Source organism: Phreatobacter sp., assembly GCF_027532945.1.
Taxonomy (GTDB): domain Bacteria; phylum Pseudomonadota; class Alphaproteobacteria; order Rhizobiales; family Phreatobacteraceae; genus Phreatobacter.
On the sequence record NZ_JAPZTZ010000013.1, the window covers coordinates 136,777 to 162,190 of the forward strand.

General features: G+C 69.3%; 31 protein-coding genes. 17 read left to right on the forward strand and 14 right to left on the reverse strand.

The features are described 5' to 3' along the window. Window positions 1-25: 25 nt before the first annotated feature. Window positions 26-1,273 (reverse strand): diguanylate cyclase, encoded by a 1,248-nt coding sequence (locus O9344_RS10355; protein WP_298476218.1) that lies wholly within the window; start codon window positions 1,271-1,273, stop codon window positions 26-28. A gap of 221 nt (window positions 1,274-1,494) precedes the next feature. Here O9344_RS10355 and O9344_RS10360 point away from each other — a divergent pair, with 221 nt between their 5' ends. Then, window positions 1,495-1,878: a hypothetical protein gene (locus O9344_RS10360; RefSeq protein ID WP_298476221.1), complete on the forward strand. Its 384-nt coding sequence runs from the start codon at window positions 1,495-1,497 to the stop codon at window positions 1,876-1,878. 51 nt (window positions 1,879-1,929) lie between these two features. On the opposite strand, the gene O9344_RS10365 is transcribed toward O9344_RS10360, so the two are convergent. Next, the gene (locus tag O9344_RS10365) at window positions 1,930-2,358 is read right to left on the reverse strand and encodes an MAPEG family protein (protein WP_298476224.1); all 429 of its coding nucleotides are present in this window, start codon (window positions 2,356-2,358) and stop codon (window positions 1,930-1,932) included. A 183-nt stretch (window positions 2,359-2,541) separates the two neighbouring features. Here O9344_RS10365 and O9344_RS10370 point away from each other — a divergent pair, with 183 nt between their 5' ends. Continuing rightward, window positions 2,542-2,955 carry a hypothetical protein gene (locus O9344_RS10370; RefSeq protein ID WP_298476227.1) on the forward strand — a complete coding sequence of 138 codons (414 nt, stop codon included), beginning with the start codon at window positions 2,542-2,544 and terminating at the stop codon, window positions 2,953-2,955. 60 nt (window positions 2,956-3,015) lie between these two features. Here the strand turns inward: O9344_RS10370 and guaB are convergent, their stop codons facing one another. Beyond that, the gene (gene guaB, locus O9344_RS10375) at window positions 3,016-4,509 is read right to left on the reverse strand and encodes an IMP dehydrogenase (protein WP_298476229.1); all 1,494 of its coding nucleotides are present in this window, start codon (window positions 4,507-4,509) and stop codon (window positions 3,016-3,018) included. A 287-nt stretch (window positions 4,510-4,796) separates the two neighbouring features. On the opposite strand from guaB, the gene O9344_RS10380 reads away from it, so the two are divergent. The 4 genes from O9344_RS10380 to O9344_RS10395 all read left to right on the forward strand — a co-directional run bounded on the left by O9344_RS10380 (window position 4,797) and on the right by O9344_RS10395 (window position 7,057). Then, window positions 4,797-5,258, forward strand: a complete 462-nt coding sequence (locus O9344_RS10380) for a hypothetical protein (RefSeq protein ID WP_298476234.1) — start codon at window positions 4,797-4,799, stop codon at window positions 5,256-5,258. A gap of 76 nt (window positions 5,259-5,334) precedes the next feature. Then, window positions 5,335-6,486 (forward strand): Mrp/NBP35 family ATP-binding protein, encoded by a 1,152-nt coding sequence (locus tag O9344_RS10385; protein WP_298476338.1) that lies wholly within the window; start codon window positions 5,335-5,337, stop codon window positions 6,484-6,486. A gap of 102 nt (window positions 6,487-6,588) precedes the next feature. Further along, window positions 6,589-6,789, forward strand: coding sequence for a hypothetical protein (locus O9344_RS10390; RefSeq protein WP_298476237.1), 201 nt, complete (start codon window positions 6,589-6,591; stop codon window positions 6,787-6,789). Between the two features lie 10 nt (window positions 6,790-6,799). Beyond that, window positions 6,800-7,057, forward strand: a complete 258-nt coding sequence (locus O9344_RS10395; RefSeq protein ID WP_298476240.1) for a sulfurtransferase TusA family protein — start codon at window positions 6,800-6,802, stop codon at window positions 7,055-7,057. Window positions 7,058-7,061: 4 nt separating this feature from the next. Here the strand turns inward: O9344_RS10395 and O9344_RS10400 are convergent, their stop codons facing one another. Next, entirely contained in the window at window positions 7,062-7,346 is a 285-nt protein-coding gene (locus tag O9344_RS10400; protein ID WP_298476243.1) for a hypothetical protein, read from the reverse strand. 164 nt (window positions 7,347-7,510) lie between these two features. On the opposite strand from O9344_RS10400, the gene O9344_RS10405 reads away from it, so the two are divergent. Then, the gene (locus O9344_RS10405; RefSeq protein WP_298476246.1) at window positions 7,511-8,029 is read left to right on the forward strand and encodes a DUF2478 domain-containing protein; all 519 of its coding nucleotides are present in this window, start codon (window positions 7,511-7,513) and stop codon (window positions 8,027-8,029) included. 6 nt (window positions 8,030-8,035) lie between these two features. On the opposite strand, the gene O9344_RS10410 is transcribed toward O9344_RS10405, so the two are convergent. From O9344_RS10410 to O9344_RS10435, 6 genes are all read right to left on the reverse strand, one after another. Continuing rightward, window positions 8,036-9,430 (reverse strand): FAD-linked oxidase C-terminal domain-containing protein, encoded by a 1,395-nt coding sequence (locus tag O9344_RS10410; RefSeq protein WP_298476247.1) that lies wholly within the window; start codon window positions 9,428-9,430, stop codon window positions 8,036-8,038. A gap of 93 nt (window positions 9,431-9,523) precedes the next feature. Next, window positions 9,524-10,378 (reverse strand): metallophosphoesterase, encoded by an 855-nt coding sequence (locus O9344_RS10415; protein WP_298476250.1) that lies wholly within the window; start codon window positions 10,376-10,378, stop codon window positions 9,524-9,526. Between the two features lie 37 nt (window positions 10,379-10,415). Next, window positions 10,416-10,937, reverse strand: coding sequence for a heme utilization cystosolic carrier protein HutX (hutX, locus tag O9344_RS10420; RefSeq protein ID WP_298476253.1), 522 nt, complete (start codon window positions 10,935-10,937; stop codon window positions 10,416-10,418). Window positions 10,938-10,941: 4 nt separating this feature from the next. Continuing rightward, the gene (locus O9344_RS10425) at window positions 10,942-11,286 is read right to left on the reverse strand and encodes an antibiotic biosynthesis monooxygenase (protein ID WP_298476258.1); all 345 of its coding nucleotides are present in this window, start codon (window positions 11,284-11,286) and stop codon (window positions 10,942-10,944) included. A 39-nt stretch (window positions 11,287-11,325) separates the two neighbouring features. Next, window positions 11,326-12,564, reverse strand: coding sequence for a TonB family protein (locus O9344_RS10430; RefSeq protein WP_298476261.1), 1,239 nt, complete (start codon window positions 12,562-12,564; stop codon window positions 11,326-11,328). A gap of 196 nt (window positions 12,565-12,760) precedes the next feature. After that, window positions 12,761-14,956 (reverse strand): TonB-dependent hemoglobin/transferrin/lactoferrin family receptor, encoded by a 2,196-nt coding sequence (locus tag O9344_RS10435; RefSeq protein ID WP_298476265.1) that lies wholly within the window; start codon window positions 14,954-14,956, stop codon window positions 12,761-12,763. A gap of 227 nt (window positions 14,957-15,183) precedes the next feature. Here O9344_RS10435 and O9344_RS10440 point away from each other — a divergent pair, with 227 nt between their 5' ends. The 4 genes from O9344_RS10440 (at window position 15,184) to O9344_RS10455 (ending at window position 18,179) form a co-directional block, all read left to right on the forward strand. Continuing rightward, window positions 15,184-15,378: a hemin uptake protein HemP gene (locus tag O9344_RS10440; protein ID WP_298476268.1), complete on the forward strand. Its 195-nt coding sequence runs from the start codon at window positions 15,184-15,186 to the stop codon at window positions 15,376-15,378. Beyond that, entirely contained in the window at window positions 15,375-16,253 is an 879-nt protein-coding gene (locus O9344_RS10445; protein ID WP_298476271.1) for an ABC transporter substrate-binding protein, read from the forward strand. The genes O9344_RS10440 and O9344_RS10445 overlap by 4 nt, the downstream gene beginning before the upstream one ends. A gap of 61 nt (window positions 16,254-16,314) precedes the next feature. After that, complete coding sequence (locus O9344_RS10450; protein WP_298476341.1) at window positions 16,315-17,346, forward strand: iron ABC transporter permease; 1,032 nt, start codon at window positions 16,315-16,317, stop codon at window positions 17,344-17,346. Further along, the gene (locus O9344_RS10455; protein ID WP_298476273.1) at window positions 17,343-18,179 is read left to right on the forward strand and encodes a heme ABC transporter ATP-binding protein; all 837 of its coding nucleotides are present in this window, start codon (window positions 17,343-17,345) and stop codon (window positions 18,177-18,179) included. The genes O9344_RS10450 and O9344_RS10455 overlap by 4 nt, the downstream gene beginning before the upstream one ends. On the opposite strand, the gene O9344_RS10460 is transcribed toward O9344_RS10455, so the two are convergent. Further along, window positions 18,149-19,072, reverse strand: a complete 924-nt coding sequence (locus O9344_RS10460; RefSeq protein WP_298476276.1) for a LysR family transcriptional regulator — start codon at window positions 19,070-19,072, stop codon at window positions 18,149-18,151. The two genes, O9344_RS10455 and O9344_RS10460, sit on opposite strands and share 31 nt — an antisense overlap. Window positions 19,073-19,141: 69 nt before the next feature. Between O9344_RS10460 and O9344_RS10465 the strand changes: the two genes are divergently transcribed. Both O9344_RS10465 and O9344_RS10470 read left to right on the forward strand, forming a co-directional pair. Further along, window positions 19,142-19,777 (forward strand): NAD(P)-binding domain-containing protein, encoded by a 636-nt coding sequence (locus O9344_RS10465; RefSeq protein ID WP_298476279.1) that lies wholly within the window; start codon window positions 19,142-19,144, stop codon window positions 19,775-19,777. A gap of 44 nt (window positions 19,778-19,821) precedes the next feature. After that, window positions 19,822-20,208, forward strand: a complete 387-nt coding sequence (locus O9344_RS10470; protein ID WP_298476283.1) for a GFA family protein — start codon at window positions 19,822-19,824, stop codon at window positions 20,206-20,208. Window positions 20,209-20,280: 72 nt separating this feature from the next. Here O9344_RS10470 and O9344_RS10475 read toward each other — a convergent pair whose 3' ends face one another. Together O9344_RS10475 and O9344_RS10480 are read right to left on the reverse strand one after the other, a co-directional pair. Beyond that, entirely contained in the window at window positions 20,281-20,706 is a 426-nt protein-coding gene (locus tag O9344_RS10475) for an Rrf2 family transcriptional regulator (RefSeq protein WP_298476286.1), read from the reverse strand. Window positions 20,707-20,773: 67 nt separating this feature from the next. Next, window positions 20,774-21,079 (reverse strand): hypothetical protein, encoded by a 306-nt coding sequence (locus O9344_RS10480; protein ID WP_298476289.1) that lies wholly within the window; start codon window positions 21,077-21,079, stop codon window positions 20,774-20,776. Between the two features lie 186 nt (window positions 21,080-21,265). On the opposite strand from O9344_RS10480, the gene O9344_RS10485 reads away from it, so the two are divergent. Continuing rightward, window positions 21,266-21,433 (forward strand): hypothetical protein, encoded by a 168-nt coding sequence (locus O9344_RS10485; protein WP_298476292.1) that lies wholly within the window; start codon window positions 21,266-21,268, stop codon window positions 21,431-21,433. A gap of 16 nt (window positions 21,434-21,449) precedes the next feature. Here O9344_RS10485 and O9344_RS10490 read toward each other — a convergent pair whose 3' ends face one another. Beyond that, a complete protein-coding gene (locus O9344_RS10490) occupies window positions 21,450-22,187 on the reverse strand; it encodes an FCD domain-containing protein (RefSeq protein WP_298476295.1) in 738 nt (245 codons plus the stop codon). A 292-nt stretch (window positions 22,188-22,479) separates the two neighbouring features. On the opposite strand from O9344_RS10490, the gene O9344_RS10495 reads away from it, so the two are divergent. From O9344_RS10495 to O9344_RS10505, 3 genes are read left to right on the forward strand one after another with little or no spacing between them, the layout of a single operon-like run. Further along, on the forward strand, window positions 22,480-23,385 hold the full coding sequence (locus O9344_RS10495; RefSeq protein WP_298476297.1) for a VOC family protein: 906 nt from the start codon (window positions 22,480-22,482) through the stop codon (window positions 23,383-23,385). Between the two features lie 29 nt (window positions 23,386-23,414). Next, complete coding sequence (locus O9344_RS10500; RefSeq protein WP_298476300.1) at window positions 23,415-24,296, forward strand: alpha/beta fold hydrolase; 882 nt, start codon at window positions 23,415-23,417, stop codon at window positions 24,294-24,296. Between the two features lie 2 nt (window positions 24,297-24,298). Beyond that, window positions 24,299-25,354, forward strand: a complete 1,056-nt coding sequence (locus O9344_RS10505; RefSeq protein WP_298476303.1) for an Ldh family oxidoreductase — start codon at window positions 24,299-24,301, stop codon at window positions 25,352-25,354. Window positions 25,355-25,414: the final 60 nt, after the last annotated feature.

The window sequence follows — 25,414 nt, forward strand, 5'->3', positions numbered from 1 at the left end:
CGCTCATCAAGCAAGCGCACCCCGATCAGGCGGCATCCGAGACCGGGCGGGACCGCCGCCCGGCTGTGTCGATGGGAGGCACCTGCCCGGCGGCATGGACACGGTTGCGGCCAGCCTGTTTGGCGACGTAGAGCGCCGCATCGGCAGCGGCCACCACAGGGGGGAAGGTCTCGGGAGTGAGGCCGTCGGCGGCGGCAAGGCCAATGCTGACCGAGACGACGCCCCACTCGGCCGCGGCATGCGGCAGGGCCAGGTCCTCGATGGCGCGGCGAATGCGTTCGGCGGCGGGCTGCGCCTCTGCGAGAGTGGCGCCGGGCAGCAGGACGAGGAACTCCTCGCCGCCATAGCGGCCGGCGACATCGACGCCGCCGCACACCGATTCCCGTATGGCCAGGGCCACGGCGGCGAGGCACCTGTCGCCCTCGGGGTGGCCATAATGGTCGTTGAAGGACTTGAAGCGGTCGACGTCGATCATCAGCACGGCGAAGGGGCCGCCATCGACGCCACCGCTGAGCGCCGCGGCCCGGGCATCGATGCCACGGCGATTGGCAAGGCCTGTCAGCGGATCAACCAGGGCGATGCGGTGAAGGTCGGCGGCGGCGCGTTCAAGGTCGCTCGCGATGAGGCTCTCCGACAGGCGCATCAGGTAGAGGCGGCGCAGGTCGCGCTCCATGGCGGCATTGGTGGCCAGCGAGACGTAGCTCGCGACCATGAGGCAGGCGCTGGCCGAGACGGCCACCACGACGGGAACGGCCGGGTGCAGCGCGAGGACCACCGCATGCGCGACCACGGTCACTGCCGAGATGGCGAGCGTGAGCGGAAGGCTCGGGCGCAGGACGGCGTTGCCGTAGAGCAGTGCCACGATGACGAAGTACTGGTAGTGCTCGGCAAACGGCGAGCGAGACATGGCAAAGACCGCGAGTACTCCGGCGACGATCGACAGCGGCAGGCTGGCGACCAAGAGGTCGCGCCACAGCCGCGTTGTGATCTTCGGCATCAGCAGGATGACGGCGATGATCCAGGGCGTCACGACGAGAAAGTGGACGATCCACGACACCATGACGGCGTCCGGCGTCAGAAGATGGTCGCCGATGATGAAGGCATTGTAGATGACCAGGGTGCGCGGCAAAATCCGGCGCACGGCGCGGCCGCGGCGGGCATCCATCTCGGCGGCGAAATGCTGCTCGATTGGCTCGGGGAAGGACAGGTCCCGCCGCCGGGCGGTCATGGCCCGGTTGACATCCTCCAGGGTGATGGCGGGTTGCTGCGTCATCGGTCCCGGTCTGCCGCGATAGGAAGGAGTTTAGGGATCGAGGCTGAAAGTCTGCTTAATTAAACCGGATCGATTTGCAGTATGGAGCGCGGTTACCAGCCAAGACCGCAATGAGCGCGACGACGGGCCGCGCCGTCAGCGTTGAACCTTTTCCGCGGGCGCGGCGACCCATGATCGAAGGGGCGAATTCCTCACTCCTCCAACGCTCAAGGAACGCAGCCATGACCTCCCTCAAGGCCCTTGCCCTCGCCGGTATCGCCGTTGCCGGTCTCTCGCTCTATGCCACCACCGATGCCGAAGCCCGCGGTTACCGCGGCGGCGGCGGTGGCTTCCGCGCCGGTGGCGTGCATCTCGGCGGCGTTCGCCACGTCGGCGGCGGGCGTCACATTGGTGGCCTTCGTCACATTGGTGGCCCGCGTCACATCGGCGGCCCGCGTCTCGGCTTCCACGGCCCTCGCCATGGGCATCGCCGCGGCTTCTGGCGCCACGGTGTCTGGGTCGGTGGTCTCGGCATCGCGACGGTGGGCGCCAGCTGCTACCGCTACCGCTGGATCGACACGCCCTACGGCGTCGAGCGTCGGCTGGTCAACGTCTGCGCCTATTGAGGTGCCTCTCGTCGGGCCGTCCCGGTCGCAGACCGGGGCGGCCCCTCCGCATCAGACCGCGGCGATGAAGACGCCGACGAGCATGCCGAGGATGGCGACGCAGCCGACCAGGAAGGCCAGCGGACGGATGATCATGTTGTTCGAGCCGATATGGATGACGGCATGGACGATGCGGCTCGCAACGAACAGCCAGGCGAGCGCCACCATGACCCAGCCGGTCGCGCCGACATGAATGGCGAGGATCGACAGGACGTAGAAGAGGACGGGAGTCTCGAACTGGTTGGTGAAATTGTTGGCGGCCTGCTGCGGCTTCGAGGGCCAGGCGTCATTCTTCAGCGCGATCTCGCTGATCCTGACCTCGCGGGCCATCATGGCCTTGCGGCGGAAGACTCCCATGACCACGAGCACGACGAGCGTGAGTAGGATCTGCGCCAGCACCGGCCAGACCAGCGAATTCATGCCGGCATTCATCAAGCCCATCGAGACAATCCTTCTTGTGAAGACATCCGTGAGATTCCGCTTCCGTTAGGGCGCAGAACCGACCATGCTGGTCATACGTTGGTCAAGGAACGGCCGTTCATGGCCCTTACCTATGACACACGTCGCGATCGTGTCGGTCGCGATCCGGCGGGGAGGAAACCGCCGAACTCGGGGAGAACAGTCATGCGTTCGACGTCCATCCGGGCCCTGGCCCTGTCCACCGCTGCCGGCCTGATGGCCTTCGGCTTCACCGCGCTGATGCCGGCAACCGCTTCCGCCGCCTCGGCCGAGCGGGCCGCGATCAGCTCGACCATCGACACCGCACAGCCCACCGAAATGCAGCGCCGTCGTGGCGGCTTCCGCGGCGGCCCGCGTTTCGCCGGCCGTCCCGGTTTCCGCCCGGGTCCTGGCCCGTATCGTGGCCGCGGCCGTGGTATCGGCCCAGGTGCCGCTATCGGGATCGGCGCCGCCGCGCTCATCATCGGCGGAGCCGCTGCCGCCGCTTCCGCGAACAGCTACCGCGAGTGCTGGGTCGAGCGCCGCTGGGTCGATACCTATTACGGCCCGGAGCTGCGCCGCGTTCGCGTCTGCAACTGACGCTTCGCGCCGATCAATGGAAGAAGGCGGCCCACCGGCCGCCTTTTTCATCTCCGGGCCTCAGACGCGGCCGCCATTGGGATAGTTCGGGCTCTCGCGGGTGATGGTCACGTCATGGACGTGGCTCTCGCGCAGGCCGGCGCCGGAGATCCGCACGAACTCAGTCTGGGTGCGGAAATCAGCCAGCGTGCGGGCGCCGGTATAGCCCATGGCGGCGCGCAGGCCGCCGACGAGCTGGTGGACCACGGTGGAGACCGGCCCCTTATAGGGCACCTGGCCCTCGATGCCCTCCGGCACCAGCTTCAGGGCGTCCTTCACCTCGGCCTGGAAGTAGCGGTCGGCCGAGCCACGGGCCATGGCGCCCACCGAGCCCATGCCGCGGTAGCTCTTGTAGGACCGGCCCTGCCACAGATAGACCTCGCCCGGTGCCTCGTCCGTGCCGGCAAGGAGCCCGCCGATCATCGCCACCTCGGCGCCGGCCGCAAGCGCCTTGGCGAGGTCGCCGGAGAACTTGATGCCGCCATCGGCGATCACCGGCGTTCCGGTGGCCTGGGCGGCCTCGACGCTCTCCATGATGGCGGTGAGCTGCGGCACGCCGACGCCGGCGACAATACGGGTGGTGCAGATGGAGCCAGGGCCGATGCCGACCTTGATGGCATCGGCGCCGGCATCGATGAGCGCCCTGGTGGCGGCGCCCGTGGCGACATTGCCGGCGACGACCTGGACCTTGTTCGACAGGCGCTTGATGCGGGCGACCTGGTCGAGAACCTTCTGGGAATGGCCGTGGGCGGTGTCGACGACGACGAGGTCGACGCCCGCATCGATCAGCATCTCGGTGCGCTCGTAGCCCTGCTCGCCAACGGTGGTGGCGGCAGCAACGCGCAGGCGGCCCTGCTCGTCCTTGCAGGCGTTGGGATTGGCAACCTGCTTCTCGATGTCCTTGACGGTGACGAGGCCGGTGCAGCGGTAGTGCTCGTCGACGACGATCAGCTTCTCGATGCGGAACTGGTGCAGGAGGCGCTTGGCCTCCTCCTGGCTGACGCCCTCGCCCACGGTGATGAGCCGGTCCTTGGTCATCAGCTCAGAGACCGGCTGGTCGGGACGCGTGGCGAAACGCACGTCGCGGTTGGTGAGGATGCCGACAAGCTTGCCGCCCTTGCCATTCGGGCCGCGCTCGACGACGGGGAAGCCGGAGAAACCGTGCTTCTTCATCAGGGCGAGGGCATCGGCCAGGGTTTCGTCGGGGTGGATGGTGATGGGATTCAACACCATGCCGCTCTCGAAGCGCTTCACCTGCCGGACATGATCCGCCTGGATCTCGGGATCGAGGTTGCGGTGGACGACACCGATGCCGCCGGCCTGGGCCATGGCGATGGCCATGCGGTACTCGGTGACCGTGTCCATGGCCGAGGACATCAGCGGGATATTGAGGCTGATGGTGCGCGTGATCCGCGTCTTCACGTCGACATCACCCGGCATGACGTCAGACAGTCCCGGCCGCAGCAGCACGTCGTCGAAGGTGAGGGCTTCCTCGATGGACTTGATGACGGCCATGGCCAACTCCGCTGCGGGAAAAGCCGATCCCGGCCTTTCGATTCGGCGAAAGGAAGCGGGGCGGCTCGTTGAAGGGTTGGCGAAGCCTGCTACCACGACTCGGTGACGGCTCCAACATGGCTGAGGCCGCCAAAGGCACGATTTTTACCGTGCAGCCATGCAGACGGACAGGGCTCGCCGGAACGTGATCCCGCCCCCCTTCGCATTTTGGGCCTCACGCGCCCATCTGTCTGTCGAACCATTTTCAGCGTGGCCGCGACACACGGATGCAACATCCGGAGCCGCACATGCATTTCGACACCCGAACCCTGGCTACGCTGACCATGATCGCCGCCCCCACCCTGATGTTCCTCGCGGCCAGCGCCGCGCTCGTGCTGGTCACCGGACCCAGCAAGGCGCAGGACGCAGGTCCCCGGCACATCGAGATCCGTGGCGGCGAGACGGTCGAGGTCCCCGGTCCCGGCGGCCGCATGCTGAAGCTGAGGTTCACCCGCGTCATCGCCGACGGCCGCTGTGCCACGGCGCGCTGCGAGCGCGCCGGCCCCCCGGTGGTCGAGGTCCAGGCCATCGGTGCCACCACGCCGTCCTTCCGCCTGTCGCCCGCCGCCCATCTGGGCGCGCCCTTCGTGCCGGTGCAGGGCCGCTTCGTCACCTTCGGTGAATTGTCGGCGCCGCCGCGCGAGCTCACCACCGGCGGACGGCCGGTGCCGCTCGACGCCTATGTGCTGAAGCTGACCGTCACCCCCTGACCTTTCGTCGCGATCGGCCCGCTGCCCTTTCGCCGGACGCCGCCATGCCCTATGTGACCGCCGGTCAGGCGAGGGCATCATGGTCACACGGGAAGAAGTCGCACGTGCGCTGGAGAAGGTGCTCCTGCCGGCGAGCGGCCAGTCGCTGACGGCCTCGGGCCGCCTCTCCGACATCGTCGTCACCGGCGAGCGCGTGATGGTCGCCATCGCCATCGACCCGACGGAGGCGCCCGCCATGGAGCCGGTGCGCGCCGCGGCCCAGTCCGCCATTTCCGGCATTCCCGGCGTCGGCCAGGTCTTTGTCTCGCTCACCGCCGACCGTGCGCCGGGCGCCGCCGCGACGGCCACGCGCCCTGCCCCCTCGACGCAGCCGCATGTGGCGCCGGGCCGCCCGACAAACGCGCCGTCGCCGAAGGTCGCGACCATTCCCGGCGTGAAGCACGTCATCGCGGTCGCCTCCGGCAAGGGCGGCGTCGGCAAGTCCACCACGGCCTGCAACCTCGCCCTGGCGCTCGCCGCCAATGGCCGCAAGGTCGGCATCCTCGACGCCGACATCTATGGGCCCTCGCTGCCCAAGCTCTTTGGCCTGTCGGGCAAGCCGCGCGTCGTCTCCGGCCGCACCCTCGCCCCGCTCGAGAATTTCGGCGTGAAGGTCATGTCCATCGGCTTCATGGTCGAGGAAGAGACGCCGATGATCTGGCGCGGGCCGATGGTGATGAGCGCCATCACCCAGATGCTGCGCGAGGTCGCCTGGGGCGAGCTGGACGTGCTCGTCGTCGACATGCCGCCGGGCACCGGCGATGCGCAGCTCACCATGGCGCAGGCAACGCCGCTCGCCGGCGCGGTGATCGTCTCGACGCCGCAGGACCTCGCGCTGATCGATGCGCGGCGCGGCGTCGCGATGTTCCGGAAGACCGAGGTGCCGATCCTCGGCATCGTCGAGAACATGAGCTATTTCATCGCTCCCGACACCGGCAAGCGCTACGACATCTTCGGCCATGGCGGGGCGCGGGCAGAGGCGACGCGGCTCGGCGTGCCTTTCCTCGGCGAAATTCCGCTCGACATGGACCTGCGCGCCCGCTCCGATTCCGGTCGGCCGCTGGTCGCGACCGTGCCCGACAGCCCGCATGCCCTGGTCTATCGCGAGATCGCACGGCAGGTCTGGGCGAGCCTCACCGGCACGGGCGATGTCACCATCAAGCCGCCGCCGCGCATCATCATCGAGTGACGGGCTGCGACGCGGCGACGCTTGAACCATTCCAGCCGCGTGCTAGATATCCTGACGAAACAACAGCTTCTTTTTGCAAGAAGACAAGAACGGGGGACCACCATGAAGGCCATGATCCTTGCTTTCGTCGCTGCCGTGGCTATCGCCGTCGGCGCCGGCTTCGTCCTCAACTCCAACTACCAGATGACCGCCGACGCCCGCTTCGCCACGACCGGCGCGCAGCTGCGCGGCACCGAGGCTGGCTACAACCTCGTCGGCAAGACCTGGGACGGCATGGCCCGTCCGGATGGCGCCAAGCACTGATGTCCGCATCATGAGCGGGGATGGTTCCGGCGGCGCTCCGGATGGGGCGACGCTGCTGGACCTGAAAGGGCTGAAATGCCCCCTCCCCGCCCTCCGCACCCGCCGCGCCCTGCAGCGCGCCGAGGTCGGCGACCGTCTGCACGTCGTCTGCACCGACCCGATGGCGGCCATCGACATCCCCCATCTCGTCCGCGAGACGGGGCATGTGCTGGAGGCTCAGGCGAAAGTGTCGGAGACCCTGACCTTCACCATCCGCAAGACCGGATGAGCGGTCAGACCGCGCCCTGCAGGACGCCGCGCGCGTTGAAATGGCAGGTGAAGGTGCGGGATCCCAGTGCACCATGCGCGGCGAGGCCTCGGATCTGGTAGCGGCCGGCTTCGGTGCGCAGCACCCGGTTCTCCAGCACGACGGCGCGGCGGCTCACGCCCATCATCTGGGCGGCGTCGGCGCGGCACCAGCCCGCCATGGAACGGTCGCGGCGATGGGAGGCCTCGGCATTGCCGGGCAACGCGAGAAGACAGGCAAGGCCGGCGGCCGCAAGGACGATGGCTTTCATGGGTTCGGTTCCCTCATCGGTAGGCACGGCGACGCAGCGACGCAGCGCCAACGCATGAGACACCGAAAAGGCTCCGTTGCCGAGCCCGACCGGGGCCGCGACGAGCCAGGGCTTTACGCACCGGGCGACGCGCCCCATCTTGCGCGGGAAAGCGAGACGACCCGATGACCGCCATTGCTGCCGTGATCTACGGCCCCGACGAGGATTGCGACGTCCTTCTCACGGACTTCGCCCACGACCTCGCGCGCGCCGGCGTCGCGGTGGCAGGGCTCGTCCAGGTCAATGCGGGGGCGAGCTGCGCCGAGATCGACATGGAGCTGGAGCTGGTCGGCAGCGGGCGGCGGTTCAACATCTGCCAGGACCTCGGCTCGGGCAGCGTCAATGCCTGCCGGCTCGATCCGGCCGGCCTCGCGGCAGCCGCAGGGGCCCTGCGCGCGGCGCTGGAGCAGCCGGCGAGCCTCGTCATCGTCAACAAGTTCGGCCGGGCCGAGGCCGAAGGCGGCGGGCTCGTCGCCGAGATCGGCGCAGCCGTGGAACAGGGCCTGCCGCTGATCGTCGGGGTGCCGAAGCGCTTCACCAAGGCCTGGGCGGCCTTCGCCGGCGAGCTCGATGATCGCGTCCCCTGCAGCCGCGCCGCGCTCGACGCCTGGTGGTCGCGGCAGGTGCCGGCTGCGGCGGAGTGAGGCTCCTCAGTCCGGCAGGACCTTGCCGGGATTGAGGATGCCCTGCGGATCGAGGGCGTTCTTCACTAGGTGCATGACGTCGACGGCGTCGCCATATTCCATGCGCATGTATTTGCGCTTGCCGAGGCCGACGCCGTGCTCGCCGGTGCAGGTGCCGCCGACGCGCACCGCATGGGCCACCATCTTGTCATAGGCCTCTTCCGCTGCACGGATCTCCTCCGGACTTTCCGGATCGATCTGGAAGCCGAAATGGAAGTTGCCGTCGCCGACATGGCCGACGAGCGTGGTGTTGAAGGGCTGCTGCCGCGTGTCCTCGCGTACGCCGCGGATGACCTCGGCGAGCGACGAGATGGGCACGCAGACATCGGTGCCGAAGCCCTGCTTGCCGGGATTGGCGGCGCGGATGGCCCAGTGGATGTCGTGGCGGGCCTGCCAGAGGCGATTGCGCTCGTCGGCATCGGCCGACCAGCGCCAGTTGGTGGCGCCCTCGCCCTTGGCGATCTCCTCGACGATCGCGGCCTGCTCCTCGACGCCGGCCTGGCTGCCGGCAAATTCGAAGAACAGCGTCGGCGTCACCGGCAGGGAGAGCTTGGAATAGGCGTTGACCGCCGAGATGGCATTGTCGTCGAGCAGTTCGACGCGCGAGACGGGAATGCCCATCTGGATGGTCTGGATCACCGTGTCGACGGCGGCCTCGACACTCGGGAAGGCGCAGATCGCCGCCGCCATCACCTCGGGAATGCCGTAGAGCCGGACCGTCACCTCGGTAATGATGCCGAGCGTGCCCTCCGAGCCGACGAAGAGGCCGGTGAGGTCATAGCCCGCCGCCGATTTGCGGGCGCGCGAGCGTGTGCGGATGATGCGCCCGTCCGCCAGCACGACGGTGAGGCTGAGCACGTTCTCGCGCATGGTGCCGTAGCGCACGGCATTGGTGCCGGAGGCGCGGGTCGCGGCCATGCCGCCGATGGAGGCATCGGCGCCGGGATCGATGGGGAAAAACAGGCCGGTGTCACGCAGATGAGCGTTGAGCTGTTTGCGGGTGACGCCCGCCTGCACGGTGACGTCGAGATCCTGCGACCGAACCTCGAGGATGGCGTTCATCTCGTTCATGTCGATGGAGACGCCGCCCTTCACCGGGATCAGCGCGCCCTCCAGCGAAGAGCCGACGCCATAGGCGATGACCGGCGTGCCATGGGCGGCGCAGAGCTTCACGATGGCCGACACCTCCTCCGTCGTGTGCGGGCGACAGACCGCGTCCGGAAGGCGCGGCGTGTGGCGGGATTCGTCGCGGCCGTGCTGGGCACGGTCTGATTCGGACAGCGACAGGCGGGAGCCAAGCAGGGCGCGCAGGGCCTCGACGAGAGCCGGATCGATGGCGGGGGCCGCGAAGGGAGCATTCATGGAGGTCGACCGGTTGGTGCCGCGGGGGCGTCATCAAGACACCAAGCGGCGGCGCTGCCAATCGGAAAGCTGCAGGGCGCCCCTGCGCCTTGGTCAGACGGCGCGGCGTTCGAGGCGCCAGCCGAGGGCCTCGTCCACATGAACAAGCGAATAGCCGGCGGGATCGTCGCCGTGATGGCCGGCGGATGAGGCCGAGGGCGCACCGGCGAGCGTGATGGCGAAACCATCGACCGTGGCCGTCGTCTCGCCGGCCGTGTGCAGATGGCCGTGCAGGACGAGCGGGCAGCGATGACGGGCGAGGAGGCGCATCATCACGTCGCCATCGCGCAGGCGCTTCAGCGGCGACAGGCCCGGCGCATGGGGCGGGTGATGGATGGCGATGACGGGCAGATGAGCGGTGCGGTCGAGCGATGACAGCGCCGCGTCGAACCGGGCGAGCTGGGCCGCACCGATCTCCCCCTCGGCGGAGAAGAGCCAGGTCGGCAGGCCCGAGCAGAGGGTGACCAGGGCCACGCGGCCGACCACCACGAGGCGGGGAAAATGCCCACGGATGTCGGCCGCGTTCTGAGGCCCGGTCTCCGGCGCAAGCCAGCCACCGAGCGCCTCGCGCAGGCGCGGCACGGCGCGCACCGTGTAGACGTCGTGATTGCCGGGAGCCCAGGAGAGCCGGCAGGGCGGGCCAAAGGCGGCGAGGGCCTCGGCTGCGGCGCCATACTCGCTCGCCTGGCCGAGTTCGATGAGGTCGCCGGTCATGGCGACCTGGTCGGGCGCGGCCGCCCGCACGGCTTCGGCGACGCGGGCCGCGATGGCGGGATCATGGGCGTCGGGCTTGCGCCGCCAGTTGATCCAGCCCAGTGCCGGCTTCAGCCCCTCCCCGAACGGGAAAGGCACCGGCGCGAGATGAAGGTCGGAGACATGGGCGATGGTGGTCACGCCGCTGCCTCGCATGTTCGCCGCCGCCTGTGAAGCGGCGGCGAGCCATGGCTCAGGCGTAGCGGGCCCGCAGCGCCTCGAATCGCGGGATCTGGTCGGCGATCAGCGCCCGCTCCTTGTCGCGACGGACGAAGATCTTGAACATCGCCTCGCCGGCCTCGTTGAAGAACTGGATCGAGAGCGAACGGCGGCCGTGGAACATCCGGTCGACGAAGCAGATCTCGCGGCAGTTCGACGCCTTGATGTGACCGCCGATGGGGCTGTCGCCATGGACGTTGAACCAGCCGTGGCCGGCCGTGCCCGGCACCAGCGCGCCGTGGCATTCCAGCACGATGTCCGGCGTGTTGACGATGAAGAGGATCTCGCCCCATCCCGTCACCTCGGTCCAGATCGCCTCGAAGGCCTCGGCGGGCGCCGCGACGGCTTCCCCCGGCGGCAGCATGGCGAGGACGTCGCGGGCGGCGACGCCATGCTCGCGCGCGACGTTCTCGATGACCCCGTCGGGCTTGGCGGCGAGCGCTGCGCGCGCTGCCGACAGCCTGTCCTCGCGGGACAGGACCTGATGGACCGTCATGGCCTCACTCCGCGGCGACCGAGGGCGAGCCCTCGTTGCGCTCGACGATGATCGCCTCGAAGCCCTCGAATTCAGGGTGGCCCAGCGAGGTCGGCTTGTTCTGCTGGCCGGCGCGGGCATGCGACTTGCGGAACTGCTCCGACTTCGTCCAGGCCTCGAAATTGGCCTTCGACCTCCAGACCGTGTGGGAGGAATAGAGCGTGTGATCCTCGCGCTCCGGACCCTTCAGCAGGGCGAATTCCACGAAGCCTTCGAGCTCGCTGAGATAGGACTGGCGGGTCCGCCAGATGGTCTCGAAATCGGCTTCGGCGCCCTTGATGACCTTGAAGCGGTTCATGGCGATGTACATGGCGAGGTCCTTCTGGCTGGTCCCTGGGACTGGCTGACGTCAATAGAGAGAGTAGTTGATGCCCGCCGTAAAGCTGGCGGGACTTCCGGCCGGGTTCGGCGGGAAGGGCTGGGCGCGACGCACCATGGCGAGCGTCGCCTGATCGAGCACCGCCGCCCCGGAGGAGGTGGCGATGGCGACCGACGACACGGAGCCGCTGGCGGACAGCGTGAAGGAGACGGCGGCGCGGCCGCGGATGCCGGCATCGCGCGCGTGGTCGGGATAGACCTTGAACCGGGCGAGATGGGCGAGGACACGCTGGCGCCAGGCGGCAACGGCCGCCGTCGTCGCGGCTCCGGTCGTGCCATTGGCATCGGATTGCTGGCGGTTGCGCTGGCCGGCGCCCTCGCCGCGCTCGGACTGCGCGGCGGAGGATTCGGCCTGGCGGGCAGCGCGGGCGGGACGGTCGGGCTGCGGCGTCGCCGCGGCCTGGCGCGTCGGACGGACGGGCTGGCGGGTCACCGGTGCCTCGCGCCGGGTGGGCGGCAGCCGGACGGCCTCACGGCGGGCTGGGGGCGGCGTCACGGCACGCAAGGCAGGCGCGGGGGTCGGCGGCAGGACCGGCTGGGGCGCCGCGGTCTGGAGTTCGGCGAGCTGGCTAGCCTCGACGGGCGCTTCCACCTGGACGGGCGCGGCGGGCTGGGGCGGCATCGCCACCTGTTCCGGCGCGGGCGGGGACGGGGTCTCAACCGCTGCCGCTTCGACGGGCCGTTCCGCGAGAGCCAGCGTCTCCGGCATGGGCGGCGGCGGCAGCTGGTCGACGAGGCGCTCGGCCATCGTCAGGGGATCGGGCTGCGCGACGGGCGGATCATCGGTGGGCACGGGAGCCGGATCGAGAACCGCCATCTCCGGCGGCGTCTGCGTGGGCGGTGCCTCAACCGCCTGTCGGGCCTCGCTGTCGATGGCGGAACTGACCGCCTCCTCCCTGCCGCTCGCCGCATCCTGGCGCGATGCGGCGCCGGTGTCGGCGGAGACCACCACCTCCACGGCGATGCCCTCCTTGCCGGCCGAGATCGGCGCCGGGGCCTTGAGACCCAGCCAGACGAAAGCAGCGGCCGCAGCCCCATGAAGGGCGATCGAGGCGATGACCGAGAGCGACAGGCGCCGCGCCGGCATGGGACAGGCCGAGACGGCCCGCTCCGGCGTGATGGCGGCAGCCGCCACCGCTGCATGGTCGTCGACAACCGCCGGCGGGATCTCCACCGGCGGAGACAGGGTGGCGGCGGCGAGGTCCGGCAACGGGAGGATGACAGGAGGTGCGCCCTCCCCCCGCTGCGCGGCGGCACCCGGGGATGCCGAGCCGGGCAGGCCCTGGCGGGCCGGCCCCTCGCCACCGACGAGGACGGGCTCGACGCGCGCGCGACCGCGGGACCGGGACGCCGGGTGGCGCCCGCCTTCCAACCGCCGTGCCGTCGCTGTGCCCGCCATGACGGCCTCAGAACTTCGCGGAGACGCTGAGCGAGACCGACCGGCCGGGGGCGCGGAAGAGCTCGAGATTGGCGTTGGTCCGAGTCAGGCCCGCCACGTCGATGGCGTTGAAGTAGCGGGCGTTGAAGATGTTGAAGACACCGGCGCGCACCGTGACGTTGCGGCTGATCTCGTAGGCGCCGAGCACGTCCATCGTGGCGTAGGCGCCGGGCTGGAAGATGTTGGCGGCGCTCACCCGCGTCTTGGCGGCGGCGGCGCGGATACGACCCTCCAGCATCCAGTTCTGCGGGCTGGTGTAGCGCAGGCCGGCGACGCCGGTCACCGGATCGATGCTGTCGATCGGCAGGCCCGTCGTCTGGTCGGTGCCGTTGGCGTAGGCGACCGAGCCATAGGCGGTCCATTCGGGGTTGATGCGATACTCGCCCTTGGCCTCGAAGCCCCAGATCCGCACCGACTGGAGGTTCTGGTACTGGAACTGGGTCAGGCCGGCCGGCGAGATGCCGACCGTCACCGTGTTGATGAAGTCGTTGTAGAGATTGTAAAAGCCGCTGACCTGGAAGCTCGACCCATCGGCGAAGCGACCGCGCAGGCCTGCCTCAAAGCTGTTCACCGTCTCAGGACGCAGGCCGAAGTTCGGCAGGATCTCGTAGAACTGCGCGGCGTTCGAGAAGGCAAAATTGGCGTTGTCGTAGGGCGGCGCGCGGAAGCCGCGGGCGTACTGGCCGAAGAGACGGAAGTTCTCGGTAAGGTCATAGGTGGCGCCTAGCTTCGGCGAGACGGCGAAGGCCGAGACATTGCCGATCGGGAAGCCGGGATTGGAATTGTAGAAGGCTGCGTCCGGCTTCGGCGACAGGTGGTAGTAATCGAAGCGCACCGCCGGGGTAACGCGCAGGCGCCCCCAGGAGATCGTGTCCTGGATGTAGAAGGCGCCCTGGATCGTCTCGGTGTCGGGGAAGTTCTTGTTCGGATAGGTCTCGCCGGCGATGGGGCCGGGGATCGGCAGGCCGGTCGTCAAGTCGGTCTCGGTGCGCATGCGCGGACGCGACGACCGGGTGAAGTCGGCGGTAAAGCCGTAGACGAAGTGGTGGTCGAGACCGCCGAACTGGCGGCGCGCGCCGAACTGCGTATCGAGCCCGAAGATCTGCTGGCGGAAATCGAAATCGGAGACGCGCAGGCGGTTCGCTGCGCCCGCCCCCGGCACTGACCGGCGGAACTCGTCGGTGTGCTCCTGGCGGTCAAAGTCCGTGGCATAGACCATGACCTTGATCTCGTCGGCGATCGCCCAGGAGAGCTGCTGCGTCCAGTCGAGGCTGAGGCGGAAGCGCTTGTTGGTGTCGTGGGTGATCTGGTTGGCGATGGAGGTGGTGCGCGCCGAGATGAGGTTGGTGCCGATACCGCGCCACAGGGCCTCGGCGGTCAGGCGCCAGCGGCCGGAATCCGGCGTCTCATAGACCAGCTTCGCCAGGATGTTGTTGGACTGGAAGTTCTGCGGATTGGCGCGGCGGGTGGCCGAGTTGACCTGCGTCTCCGTGCCATCGCGGCGGGTGTACTGCAGCAGGAACTCGAAGGGCCCCTTGCGCGCAGCACCGGTGATGGTCTCGGAGAAGGATCGGTTGACGCTGTTGAAGGAGAAGCGCGTGCCGGCATACCAGTCGCGGCCGACCTCTCGCAGATAGTCGCCGGGGTCCTTGGTGGTGAAGGAGACGACGCCACCGATGGCGTCCGAGCCGTAGAGGGCCGAGGCCGGCCCGCGGATGACCTCGACGCGCTTCAGGTCCTCGTAGTCGACGATGTCGCGGGTGTAGAGGCCGGGGCCGACATTGGAGCCCGGATAGTCCGGGATGCGCGTGCCGTCGATCTCAAGGCGGACGCGGTTATCGCCGATGCCGCGGATGAAGAAGTTGCCCGCGCCGACGCGGGTCGGTGCGTTGCTGACGGCAAGGCCCGGCTCGTTGCGCACCAAGTCGCGCGGGCCTTGGATGAGGTTCTGCTGGAGCTGCTGCTCGTTCACCACCGTAACCGTGCCGGGTGCGTTGTAGACCGTCGACGGCGTGCGTTCGGCCGAGACGGTGATCTCGTCCTGGGCGGATTGGGTGCGCTGCTCGGCCGGCTGGGATGGCGCCTGGGCGAGGACCGGGCCGGCGGTGAAAACGAGGGTGGAGACGGACGCGAGAAGCGCCGCGCAGCCGCGACGGATGAGCATGATCGAACCTGCAAGCCTGAATGACGTGTCGTTGTCGGCTGGCTGGCGTCGATGCTCCGGCATCGGGCTGGCTGGCGAATGATCCGGCCGGGTTGACCGGTCGCGGCGCTGTTGACGATGCCTAATTAACCTGACTATCAATGTCAACAATGGTTGTGGCGGAGGCAGTTTTTAATGTTTCCAGACACTTCTGACTGATTGTTATCATTCCAAACTAGGCTTTTCCGATGATCGCATCCCCCGAACCGGTGGTTCCTCCCCTGCATTCCAGCCGAGAGACGGGAGCGGAATCTCCGCAGGCGGTCCCGACCGTTGAGGTCAGCGCCATCCTCGGCGCCGGCCGCGAAGCGGTGATCCTGCACAAGGGCGAGCGCTACCGCCTTCGCGTCACCGCCAACGACAAGCTGATCCTGACCAAATGACCCGCGCACCTTTCCCGATCCTGCCGCTGTCGCGCCGCAGCCTCCTCGCCGCCACCGCCGCCCTCCCCTTGGCGCCCCACGTCTCGCGCGCGGCCGAGCGGCGCATCGTCGCCGCCGGCGGCGTCATCACCGAGATCGTCTATGCGCTGGGCCGTCAGGACCTGCTGGTCGGCGTCGATACGACCAGCCTCTTTCCCGCCGCCGCGCTGAAGGACAAGGCACAGGTGGGCTATGTCCGCGCCCTGTCGCCGGAGGGCGTGCTGTCGCTCAGGACCACGGATCTGCTCGCCGTCGAGGGGGCCGGGCCGCCCGACGCGTTGAAGCTCATCGCCGAGGCCGGTGTACGCGTCGAGCGCGTCGGCGAGGACACCTCGGAAGCCGGCGTTTCCGGCCGCATCCGGGCCATCGGCCGATTCGTCGGCGCCGAGGGCGAGGCCAATGGCCTGGCAGCGCGCGTCGAGGAGGGATTTGCCGGCCTGAAGCGCCGCCGCGAGGCCATCGCCGCACGCAAGCGCGTGCTCTTCGTGCTGTCGCTGCAGAACGGCCGCGTCATGGTCGGCGGCAATCGGAGCAGCGCCGACGCGATCATCCGCGCCGCCGGCGGACTCAATGCCGCCGAGACCGTCGAGGGCTTCAAGCCGCTGACCGACGAGGGGCTGATCGCTGCCGCACCGGACGCGATCCTGATGATGAGCCACAACGATCATGCGGCCTCGCCCGACCAGGTCTTCGGCATCGCCTCGCTCGGCGCCACCCCGGCGGCGAAGACCCGCAGCCTCATTGCCATGGACGGGCTCTACCTCCTCGGCTTCGGGCCGCGCACCCCGGATGCGGCCGGCGAGCTGATGACCGCGCTCTACGGCAAGGCGGGCTGAGGTGACGCTCGCCGTCCCCTCCCCGGCGGTCGCCGCCCTCTTCGCCTCGCAGCGGCGACGCATTGCCATCGCCGGCTGCGCGATCGGCATCGGCCTCGCCCTCGTCGCTGTTCTGTCGCTCGGCAGCGGCGCGGTCCGCATCGCGCCGGAGCGCGTGGTCGCTGTCCTTGCCGCCTGGCTCACCGGAGACCGCGAGGTGCTTGCCAGCCGCGAGGCGCTCATCATCCTGTCCATCCGCGTGCCGCGCCTTATCCTCGGGGCGCTGATCGGGGCGGCGCTCGCCGTGTCGGGGGCGCTGATGCAGGGCCTGTTCCGCAATCCCCTGGCCGATCCCGGCCTCGTCGGCGTGTCGTCGGGCGCGGCACTCGCCGCCGGCTTCACCATCGTGCTGGGCGACCGGATCCTCGGCACGGTCTCGGCGCAGCTGCCCTTCATCCTGTTGCCGATCGGTGCCTTCGTCGGCGGCCTCGCCTCGACGCTGATCCTCTATGCCATCGCCACGCGCCACGGCCGGACATCGGTGGCGGTAATGCTGCTCGCCGGTGTCGCGCTCGGCGCCTTTGCCGGGGCGCTGACCGGCGTCCTCGCCTTCGTCAGCGACGACCGGCAATTGCGCGACCTCACCTTCTGGTCGCTCGGCTCGCTGTCGGGCGCGAGCTGGACCAAGGTCTGGACCGTCGTGCCGCTGGTCCTGCCCGTTCTGCTCGCAGTGCCGCTTCTCGCCCGCGGGCTCAACGCCCTGCTGCTCGGCGAGGCCGAGGCCTTCCATCTCGGCATCCCCGTCCAGACGCTGAAGCGCGCGGTGATCCTCATGGTGGCGGTGGCGGTGGGCGCGAGCGTCGCCTCGGCGGGCGTGATCGGCTTCGTCGGCATCGTCGTGCCGCACCTGCTCAGGCTCGTTTTCGGCCCCGACCACCGCACGCTTCTGCCCTTCGCCGCGCTGCTCGGCGCCGGCCTCCTCACCGGGGCGGATCTCGCAGCCCGCATCGTCGTTGCCCCGGCTGAGTTGCCCATCGGCATCCTCACCGCCGCCATCGGCGCCCCCTTCTTCCTGTGGCTGCTGCTGAGGCGCGACCGGAGCCTCGACGCATGAGCCCCCTCCTCGAAGCCCGCGACCTCACCGCCGCCTTCGGCGGGCGCAAGGTGGTGGACAGCGTCTCATTGGCGCTTGGCCAGGGCGAGATGATCGTCGTGGTCGGCCCGAATGGCGCCGGCAAGACGACCCTGACCAAGCTGCTCACCGGCGAACTCGCGCCCGATTCGGGCGAGGTCCTCATCGGGGGAGACAGGCTGTCGGCCATCCCGCCATGGCAGCTGGCGGCGCGGCGGGCCGTGATGGCGCAGGCCAATCGCCTCGCCTTCCCCTTCACGGTCGCGGAAGTGGTGCGGATCGGCATTGACGGCGTCGGCCGGGCGCTGACGCGGAGCGGCCGCGAGGCGGTCATCGCCGAGGCGCTGGAGGCGGCGGATATCGGCCATCTCGTCGCCCGCGGCTATCAGATGCTCTCGGGCGGCGAGCAGCAGCGGGTGCAGTTCGCCCGCACCTATGCGCAGCTGCGCGCCGGCCACGTGGCGACGGACCGCCAGGTGCTGTTCCTCGACGAGCCGGTCGCGAGCCTCGACCTCGCCCACCAGATCGGGCTGATGGACTGCGCCCAGCGCCTCGCGCGCGAGGGCATCGGCGTCATCGCCGTCCTCCACGACCTCAACCTCGCCGCGACCTTCGCCGACCGCATCCTGGTGATGAGCGCGGGCCGCTGTCACGCCTGCGGAGCACCGGCCGACGTGGTCACCCGCGCGACGGTGCGGGACGTGTTCGGGGTCGACCTGTGCCGTGACGCAGCCGCCGGCGGCCTCCCCGTGGTGCTGCCGCAGCACCGGGACGCGCCGCCCCGCTACGCGCCCGCGACGGCCGCGGCGAGCTGACGGCGCAGCCACAGCGTCCGGGCATCGGCATCGTTGCGGCGGTGCCAGAAGACGGAGACGGGGAACCGCCGGACCTCTACCGGCGCCGCCGCGGTGACCAGGCCGAAGCCGCCGGCGAAGGCCTCCGCGACACGCGCGGGGAGCGTCACCAGCGCGCCGGAGGCGGCAACCGCCGCCAGAGCCGGCAGGAAGGCGGGCAATGCGAGCGTGACACGCCGGCTCCGCCCCAGCGCCTCCAGATGATCGTCGATGACGCCGCGCATGTCGCCACCGGGTGAGATGAGCACGTGGTCGGCGGTGCAATAGGCGTCGAGTGAGACACGCGGCGCGTCAGGCAGCGCCTCCGGCCGACCGGCGACGCGGTAGCCTTCCTCGTAGAGCAGTTCGGCGGAGATCATGTCCGGCCGGTCCCAGATGAAGCCGACAGACAGGTCGACCCGCCCCTCCGCAAGGGCCGCGACGGCCTCGCCGCGGGCGAGCGGCAGGACGGAGAGGCGCAGGCCTGGAGCCTCGCGCGCGAGCCGTCGCGCCAGTGGCGGCACCACCACGGACTGGGCCGCGTCGAGCGCCGCGATGCGAACGATGCCGGCCGCGGCCGCCGGATCGAAGGTTCGGGCGGCGCCGAGCGCGCCCCTGAGGGCGTCCACCGCGCTGCGGACCGCCGGCTCCAGTGCCAGCGCCACCGCCGTCGGCTCCATGCCGTGGGGCCGCCGCAGGAACAGGTCGTCACCGAAAACATCCCTGAGGCGGCGGAGCGACTGGCTGACCGCGGATTGGGTGAGACCCAACTCCGTGGCGACACCCGCCGCCTTGCGCAGCCGGAGAAGGCCGAGGAAGACGAGCAGGAGCGTGAGATCAAGGCGCCGGAGTTCAGTGTTGCTGAAGTCTGTCATGATGCCATTTTGATAACGCGACATGACGGCTCCGCCTATCGTGGCCTCACCGGATCACGAGGGCAGACCATGCGGATCGCCATCATCGGCATTGGACGGGTCGGCAGCGCCCTGGCGCAGGGCCTGAGCGGCAAGGGCCATGTCGTCATCCTCGGCACGCGCGACACGGCCGCGGCCGAGACGACGGCCTTCGCCACCTCCGTGGGCGCGACGGTCGCAAGCCCGGTGGACGCCGCCTCAGGCGCGGAGCTCGTCATCCTCGCCCTGCCATGGACCGCCGCGGAAGCCGCCATCCGCGCGCTCGGCGATCTCACCGGCAAAGTGGTCATCGACTGCATGAACCCGCTCGGCGTGGTGGACGGCGCCTATGCGCTCACCATCGGCCACACGACGAGCGGCGGGGAGATCGTCGCCGGCTGGCTTCCGCAGGCGCGCGTGGTGAAGACTCTCAATCAGGTCGGCGCGGCCATCATGGCGCGCAATTCCCACCTCACCCACCGTCCCGTGCAGTTCGTTGCCGGCGACGACAGCAGCGCCAAGGCGGTGGCGATGGGGCTCCTCGCCGATCTCGGCTTCGAGGCTCTGGACGCCGGCGACATCACCAAGGCACGCATCCTCGAACCCCTCGCGATGGTCTGGATCAACCAGGCCATGGCCCGCGGCAAGGGGCCCGACTGGGCCTTTGCGGCCGTCACCGGGTCCTGACGCGTCCTCATCGCCCTTCGTTCCGCTCCCCGAAAGGACAAGACATGGCCGACATGCTCCATGCCTCCTGCCATTGCGGCCGCGTCCGCATCACCTTGCCGGCCGCCTCAGCCGGGGTCCTCGCCTGCCATTGCGGCGACTGCCAGAAGATGCACGGCAATTTCAACGCCTTCATCGCCGCCCCGGTTGGTGACGTCGCCATCGAGGGCGCGGATGCGCTGACCTGGTACCAGTCGTCGGAGGCGGCGCGGCGGGCCTTCTGCACGACCTGCGGCGGGCGGGTGCTGAAGGAGGTGACCGCCGCCGGTCGCTGGCTCGTCTCCGCCGGCCTCGTGGACGGTCCGACGGGCAAGCGGATCATCAAGAACCTGTGGGAACAGTCGAAGCCCGACTGGTACGACCTGCCGGCGACCAGCGCGCCGCCGACTTGATGTCCTAACGGAGCGGACTCACGACGCCGAGATGACCGAGGACCGGTGGGGGCCCAACCGGGCAGGCCGGCCTCACGCCACCTTGGTGCTGCGCACCGCCGGCTGCACCGCCAGGGCGCGCGGCTCGATATCGGCGAGGGTCGTTTCCTCCAGCGGCTGGAAGAAGCCGCGATGGGCGCGGAAGATCAGCCGGGAGACCGGGTCGCGGCTCTGGTCGGCGGCGAGGAAATTGACCGGGCAATCCGCCGGCTCGAAGGCGCGGACGATCTCGGCGACCTTCATCTCATCGGCGGCGCGCACCAGGCGCAAGCCGCCATAACGGCCGCGCTCGGCCTCGATGAGGCCCGCTCGCGACAGGGCATGGGCGGTCTTCTGGACGTTGAGAAAGGTGATGCCGGTGATGGCGGCAAGCTCCGCCGCCTTCACCGCCTTCGGCCAGCGGGCCGAAAGCTCGGCCATCAGCCGGATCGCGTCGACGGTGCGTTGATTGAGCCACATCGGCTGTGTCTAACCCATGGCGACAGAAGGGGAAAGGCGTGGATTGCCGCACGCCTGCACCGGCGCGTCAGCGCAGGAAACCGTCGAGCACGTCGTCGATGCGGCGCGTCGGCGTGCGCTGGCAGTCGGCAGTGACGCGCGTGAACACCTGCTCGGCGTTCATGTTGCGGAGGATGTCGCGGTTCTTGTGGAAGGCGGAGGCGGAGAGATAGCCAAGCATCCACTGGCGATATTCGCCGGCGCGCGGCGTCGTGCGCACCTGCAGCCAGGTCGCGCAGGTGTCGGTGCCATGGCCGAGGATGAGAACGGCCCGCGCCTCGCCGGCAACGGCGAAGGAGACGGCAAGGGCGGCGGCGATGGCGGCAAGACGCATGGCGGTGACCTTTCGGGGCGAGGGTCGAAGCGGAGGGGCCCGAGGCGGGCGAGCCTAGAGATGGGGCGCGGAATCGCAAGCGGCGGCCTGCGCTCCGCGGTCTCATCGGGCGGTTAAGCCGCCGCAATGGCGGAACGATGACGGCACCCGGCAGTTGTCCCGGCATCACGACCGCAGGAGGCTTCCATGATCATGCAGAACGCGCCGGAGGTCTTCGGCACGCCGCAGCCGCCGCTGCCCGAGCCCTTCCCCTCGCCGGGCCCACAGCCCATCCCGCCGCAGCCGGATGAGCCGGATCCCTCGCCCATGCCGCCGGTGCCGGAAGATCCGATCCAGACGCCCGACACGATGTGACGCGGCGCCGCCCGTCTCACTCCGCCGCGACGGGCCGTAGCGCTGTGGCGAAGCCGGCGGGTTCGGGGCTCAGGAACTGGCCGGCATTGGCGAGGACATTCTCGGTGGTCTCGCGGATGTGGCGCTCGATCAGCTGCTTCGCGGCATCGGCGTCGCGGGCGATGACCGTGTCCATCAGGGTGCGGTGCTCGACATCCTTCGGCCGCCACTTGGCGCGGAACTGGCAGGACATGCGCTGGTAGCGATTGGCGCGCTGGAACAGCTTGTCGCGGAAATCCAGGAGGGTCGGCGACCGGCAGGCCGCGACGAGGGAATAGTGGAAGCCGCCATGGAGCTGCGACCACTCGTCCGAGAGGTAATAGAGCTCGCCAAGGCGCGCCTTCAGCCGGTCCATGCGGTGGAAGGCGGCGATGATCTCGGCCTCCCAGTCGTCGGTGCCATGGATGATCGACCGGCCGATGCATTCCTGGTCGATGAGGACGCGCACGTCGGTCAGGTCCTCAAGGTCCGAGAGGTAGAGGGGCGCCACCATGAAGCCGCGCTGGCCCTCGCTGACCACCAGCCCCTCGGCGACGAGCCGAGAGAGCGCCTCGCGCAGCGTCGAGAAGCTGACGGCGTAGAGCTCCTTCAGCGGCTCGAAGCGCAGGCGCGTGCCGGGCTTCAGCGTGCAGCTGATGATGTCGTGACGCATCCGCTGCAGCACATCGGCCGCCCGCGTCTCCTCGGCACCCCTGGGCTCCGCCCGTACCGCCATGAGTTCACCCTCGCCCGCACGGCCGTTCAACCCCGCCCGCCGGACGTCCTGTATCGCAGTTTCACTCCCGCGACGCAAATTCCGCGGTTTGTCGAAAAATGTCGCGGGCGCTGGCAGAGTCGCCACAAGTTGATGGTGCACTGCCCCGGAAATGCAGCGGCACAGCGTCAGGGTTGCCCTTCGCAGTCCAAAATATGATTTTCGAAATTTATCACTCGCGTCGAAATTCGGTTGATCACGCCCCATACCCTGCGCTAGGACTCCGCCCAATGAGAAGATGGGAGGAGCGACGATGACGCACCTGGTGCACGCCATCGGGCACATGAAGATCAACACCAGCGTCGCGGACGCGGTGGTGCGGGAAGCGACCGAGATTCTCGGCCTGCGGGTCACGTGCAGCGGGGATGCACAGACCTGGCTCAGCTCGAATGGCCGCGCCGTCGAACTGGTGCTGGTCCATGCGGGGGAGAACTCCGCCCACACGATCGGCCTCGAGGCCCTGACGGTCGATGCGGTCCGCGCCGCGGAAGCAAAGGTTGCGGAGGCCGGCTGCACCGTGGTGAGCCGCACGCCGAGCCTCGACTGCATGGCCGCCGGCTTCACCTTCGTGACGCCGGAGGGCCTGCGCTTCGAGATCCACACGCCGATCCGCGACGACCTCGCCGGCCGCCGCTATCCGACCAAGGGGGTCGGCGCGAACCGGATGGACCACATCAACCTGCTGACGCCCGATCCGGCGGCGACACGCCGCCAGCTCGAGATCATCGGCGGGATGCGGCTGTCCGAGCGCCTGGTCAATGACAGCCTTAGCTGGATGTATGGCGGCAACCGCCAGCACCACATCCTCGGCCTGGTGAAGGGCAAAGGGGCGGGCGTGCACCACATCTCGTTCGAATTCCTCGACGCCAGCCAGTTCATCCGGCTCGGCGACACGCTCGACCGCTTCGACAAGCAGATGCTCTGGGGCCCCGGCCGCCACCGCCCGGGCGACAACGTCTACTCCTATTACATCGACCCCGCGGGGGCGATGTTCGAGTGCTCCAGCGGCATGTCGATGATCGCCGATGACGCGACCTTCGAGGCCAATGTCATCACCAACCTGGAGCGGCCCGGCAATGTCCGCGCCATGAACGTCTGGGGCACGCCGGCGCCGCTCGAATGGCGCGAGTTCCACTTCCCCTTCACCGCCGTCGCCTGACGCCGCCCCTCCCGCAAGGACATCCCGCCATGGAAGAGAAACTCACCTTCATGTCGGACGGCCTCAAGCTGTCCGCCGTCCTGCACGTGCCGGAGGGTCGCAAGCCCGGCCAGCGCCTGCCCGGCTTCATCGTGCTGCATGGTTTCGTAGGCTCGAAGGACGAATCCCACGCCGAGATCCAGGCGCGGATGCTGGAGGCCATGGGCTATGTGGCGCTCCGCTTCGACTTCCGCTGCTGCGGCGAGAGCGAGGGCGAGCGCGCCCAGGTGCGCTGCTTCGACCAGGTGGCGGATGCCAAGAACGCGCTGACCTTCCTGCAGGCCCGTGAGGAGGTCGATCCCGCGCGGATCGGCGTGCTCGGCCACAGCTTCGGCGCGGCGGTCGCGGTCTATGCGGCCGGCATCGACGACCGTTTCGCCTGCGTCATCTCCTCCTGCGGCTGGGGCGACGGCGAGCGCAAGTTCCGCGGCCAGCACCCGACGCCGGAGGCCTGGGCGAAGTTCACCGGACTGCTGGAGAAGGGCCGCAAGCACAAGCAGGAAACCGGCAAGAGCATGTGGATCTCGCGCTTCGACGCCGTGCCGATCCCCGAGGCCCTGCGCAAGAACCTGTCGCCCAAGGCGATCATGGAAATCCCGGTCGAAACGGCCTGGAGCATGTACAATTTCCGGGCCGACGATGTGGTCGCCGACATAGCCCCGCGGCCGATCCTGTTCTTCCACACCGCGAATGACTCGATCACCCCGACCGAGCAATCGATCCGCATGTATGAAAAGGCAGGCCAGCCTGCCGAACTGATGCTGATCACGGGCACGTCGCATTTCCCGCTGTCGCCGCAGGATGCGCCCAGAACCAAAACGCTCCTCAAGGGATGGCTCGACAAATATCTCCCCAGCCCCCTGGGTCAGTGACCATGGCGGCACCCGGCGGACCGCGCCGCGTCCAGGCGGCAATTCTCGAGGCCTATGCGCGCGACCTGCTCGCGGCCGGAGGTTTTGCCGCCGACCATGCGGAAGCGACGGCGCGGATGCTGGTCTGGGCGAATCTCAGGGGTGTCGAGTCCCACGGCGTGCTGCGCATCCCGCGCTATGTCGAGATGGTCGAGCAGGGCCTGATCAACCCGGCCGCGGCGATCCGCCAGGTCGCCGGCAAGGGCGCGGTCGCCGTGCTCGATGCCGACAAGGCGCCCGGCGCGGTGGCGATGAACACCGCCACCGTCCGCGCCATTGCCGATGCGCGCGTGCACGGCATCGGCTGGTGCGTCGTGCGCCGCATCACCCATGCGGGGGCTATCGGGATCTATGCCGAGGCCATCGCCGCGGCCGGCCTGGTCGGTCTCGTCATGACCGCCTCGAAACCGCTGATGATCTATCACGGCGCCCGTACCGAGGGCGTTTCGACCAATCCCCTCGCCATCGCCGCGCCAAGCGCCGATCCGGGGCGGCCGCTGCTCTTCGACATGTCCACGGCCTCGGTCGCCGCTGGCAAGATCACCGCGGCGAAGGATGCCGGCCGCGCCATTCCGCTGGGATGGGCGGTCGATGCGGAGGGCCGCGAGACCACCGACCCTGCTGCGGTGAAGGCGGTGTTGCCCATGGCCGGGCCGAAAGGCACGGGCCTGTCGCTGATGATCGAGGTGCTGGCGAGCGTGCTCGTCGGCAATCCGCTGCTCACGGTCGCGCTGCGCGACGGTTCGGAGCCCGGCGGCAACGGCATCGCGGTGGCGCTCGACCCGCAAGCCTTTGGCGCTGCGCCCGGCTTCACCGCCAGCGTCTCGGACCTCGCCGCGGTGATCAAGGCCCTGCCGGTCGCGGCGGGAGCCGAGGCCGTGCTGCTGCCCGGCGAACGTGGCGCCGCCGAGCGCGCGCGGCGCCTCGCCGCTGGCATCCCGGTCGCCGCCGGCACGCTCAATCGCCTGGCGGCGCTGGCGGCTAAGCACGGGGTGCCCGTCCCGCCAGACCTTGCCTAACTGCTGATGCCGCGCGCGGAGACGGTCACCCGCCCGCGGTCCCCGACGACAAGAACAGAC

Coding starts and splice junctions, on each gene's coding strand:
- O9344_RS10395 (WP_298476240.1), top strand. CDS start 6,800: ATGAGCGGGGATGGTTCCGGCGGCGCTCCGGATGGGGCGACGCTGCTG.
- O9344_RS10440 (WP_298476268.1), top strand. CDS start 15,184: ATGATCGCATCCCCCGAACCGGTGGTTCCTCCCCTGCATTCCAGCCGA.
- O9344_RS10470 (WP_298476283.1), top strand. CDS start 19,822: ATGGCCGACATGCTCCATGCCTCCTGCCATTGCGGCCGCGTCCGCATC.
- guaB (WP_298476229.1), bottom strand. CDS start 4,509: ATGGCCGTCATCAAGTCCATCGAGGAAGCCCTCACCTTCGACGACGTG.
- O9344_RS10355 (WP_298476218.1), bottom strand. CDS start 1,273: ATGACGCAGCAACCCGCCATCACCCTGGAGGATGTCAACCGGGCCATG.
- O9344_RS10500 (WP_298476300.1), top strand. CDS start 23,415: ATGGAAGAGAAACTCACCTTCATGTCGGACGGCCTCAAGCTGTCCGCC.
- O9344_RS10400 (WP_298476243.1), bottom strand. CDS start 7,346: ATGAAAGCCATCGTCCTTGCGGCCGCCGGCCTTGCCTGTCTTCTCGCG.
- O9344_RS10480 (WP_298476289.1), bottom strand. CDS start 21,079: ATGCGTCTTGCCGCCATCGCCGCCGCCCTTGCCGTCTCCTTCGCCGTT.
- O9344_RS10460 (WP_298476276.1), bottom strand. CDS start 19,072: ATGACAGACTTCAGCAACACTGAACTCCGGCGCCTTGATCTCACGCTC.
- O9344_RS10415 (WP_298476250.1), bottom strand. CDS start 10,378: ATGCGAGGCAGCGGCGTGACCACCATCGCCCATGTCTCCGACCTTCAT.
- O9344_RS10360 (WP_298476221.1), top strand. CDS start 1,495: ATGACCTCCCTCAAGGCCCTTGCCCTCGCCGGTATCGCCGTTGCCGGT.
- O9344_RS10410 (WP_298476247.1), bottom strand. CDS start 9,430: ATGAATGCTCCCTTCGCGGCCCCCGCCATCGATCCGGCTCTCGTCGAG.
- O9344_RS10505 (WP_298476303.1), top strand. CDS start 24,299: ATGGCGGCACCCGGCGGACCGCGCCGCGTCCAGGCGGCAATTCTCGAG.
- O9344_RS10380 (WP_298476234.1), top strand. CDS start 4,797: ATGCATTTCGACACCCGAACCCTGGCTACGCTGACCATGATCGCCGCC.
- O9344_RS10405 (WP_298476246.1), top strand. CDS start 7,511: ATGACCGCCATTGCTGCCGTGATCTACGGCCCCGACGAGGATTGCGAC.
- O9344_RS10435 (WP_298476265.1), bottom strand. CDS start 14,956: ATGCTCATCCGTCGCGGCTGCGCGGCGCTTCTCGCGTCCGTCTCCACC.
- O9344_RS10365 (WP_298476224.1), bottom strand. CDS start 2,358: ATGGGCTTGATGAATGCCGGCATGAATTCGCTGGTCTGGCCGGTGCTG.
- O9344_RS10475 (WP_298476286.1), bottom strand. CDS start 20,706: ATGTGGCTCAATCAACGCACCGTCGACGCGATCCGGCTGATGGCCGAG.
- hutX (WP_298476253.1), bottom strand. CDS start 10,937: ATGACGGTCCATCAGGTCCTGTCCCGCGAGGACAGGCTGTCGGCAGCG.
- O9344_RS10390 (WP_298476237.1), top strand. CDS start 6,589: ATGAAGGCCATGATCCTTGCTTTCGTCGCTGCCGTGGCTATCGCCGTC.
- O9344_RS10370 (WP_298476227.1), top strand. CDS start 2,542: ATGCGTTCGACGTCCATCCGGGCCCTGGCCCTGTCCACCGCTGCCGGC.
- O9344_RS10490 (WP_298476295.1), bottom strand. CDS start 22,187: ATGGCGGTACGGGCGGAGCCCAGGGGTGCCGAGGAGACGCGGGCGGCC.
- O9344_RS10485 (WP_298476292.1), top strand. CDS start 21,266: ATGATCATGCAGAACGCGCCGGAGGTCTTCGGCACGCCGCAGCCGCCG.
- O9344_RS10445 (WP_298476271.1), top strand. CDS start 15,375: ATGACCCGCGCACCTTTCCCGATCCTGCCGCTGTCGCGCCGCAGCCTC.
- O9344_RS10495 (WP_298476297.1), top strand. CDS start 22,480: ATGACGCACCTGGTGCACGCCATCGGGCACATGAAGATCAACACCAGC.
- O9344_RS10455 (WP_298476273.1), top strand. CDS start 17,343: ATGAGCCCCCTCCTCGAAGCCCGCGACCTCACCGCCGCCTTCGGCGGG.
- O9344_RS10465 (WP_298476279.1), top strand. CDS start 19,142: ATGCGGATCGCCATCATCGGCATTGGACGGGTCGGCAGCGCCCTGGCG.
- O9344_RS10425 (WP_298476258.1), bottom strand. CDS start 11,286: ATGTACATCGCCATGAACCGCTTCAAGGTCATCAAGGGCGCCGAAGCC.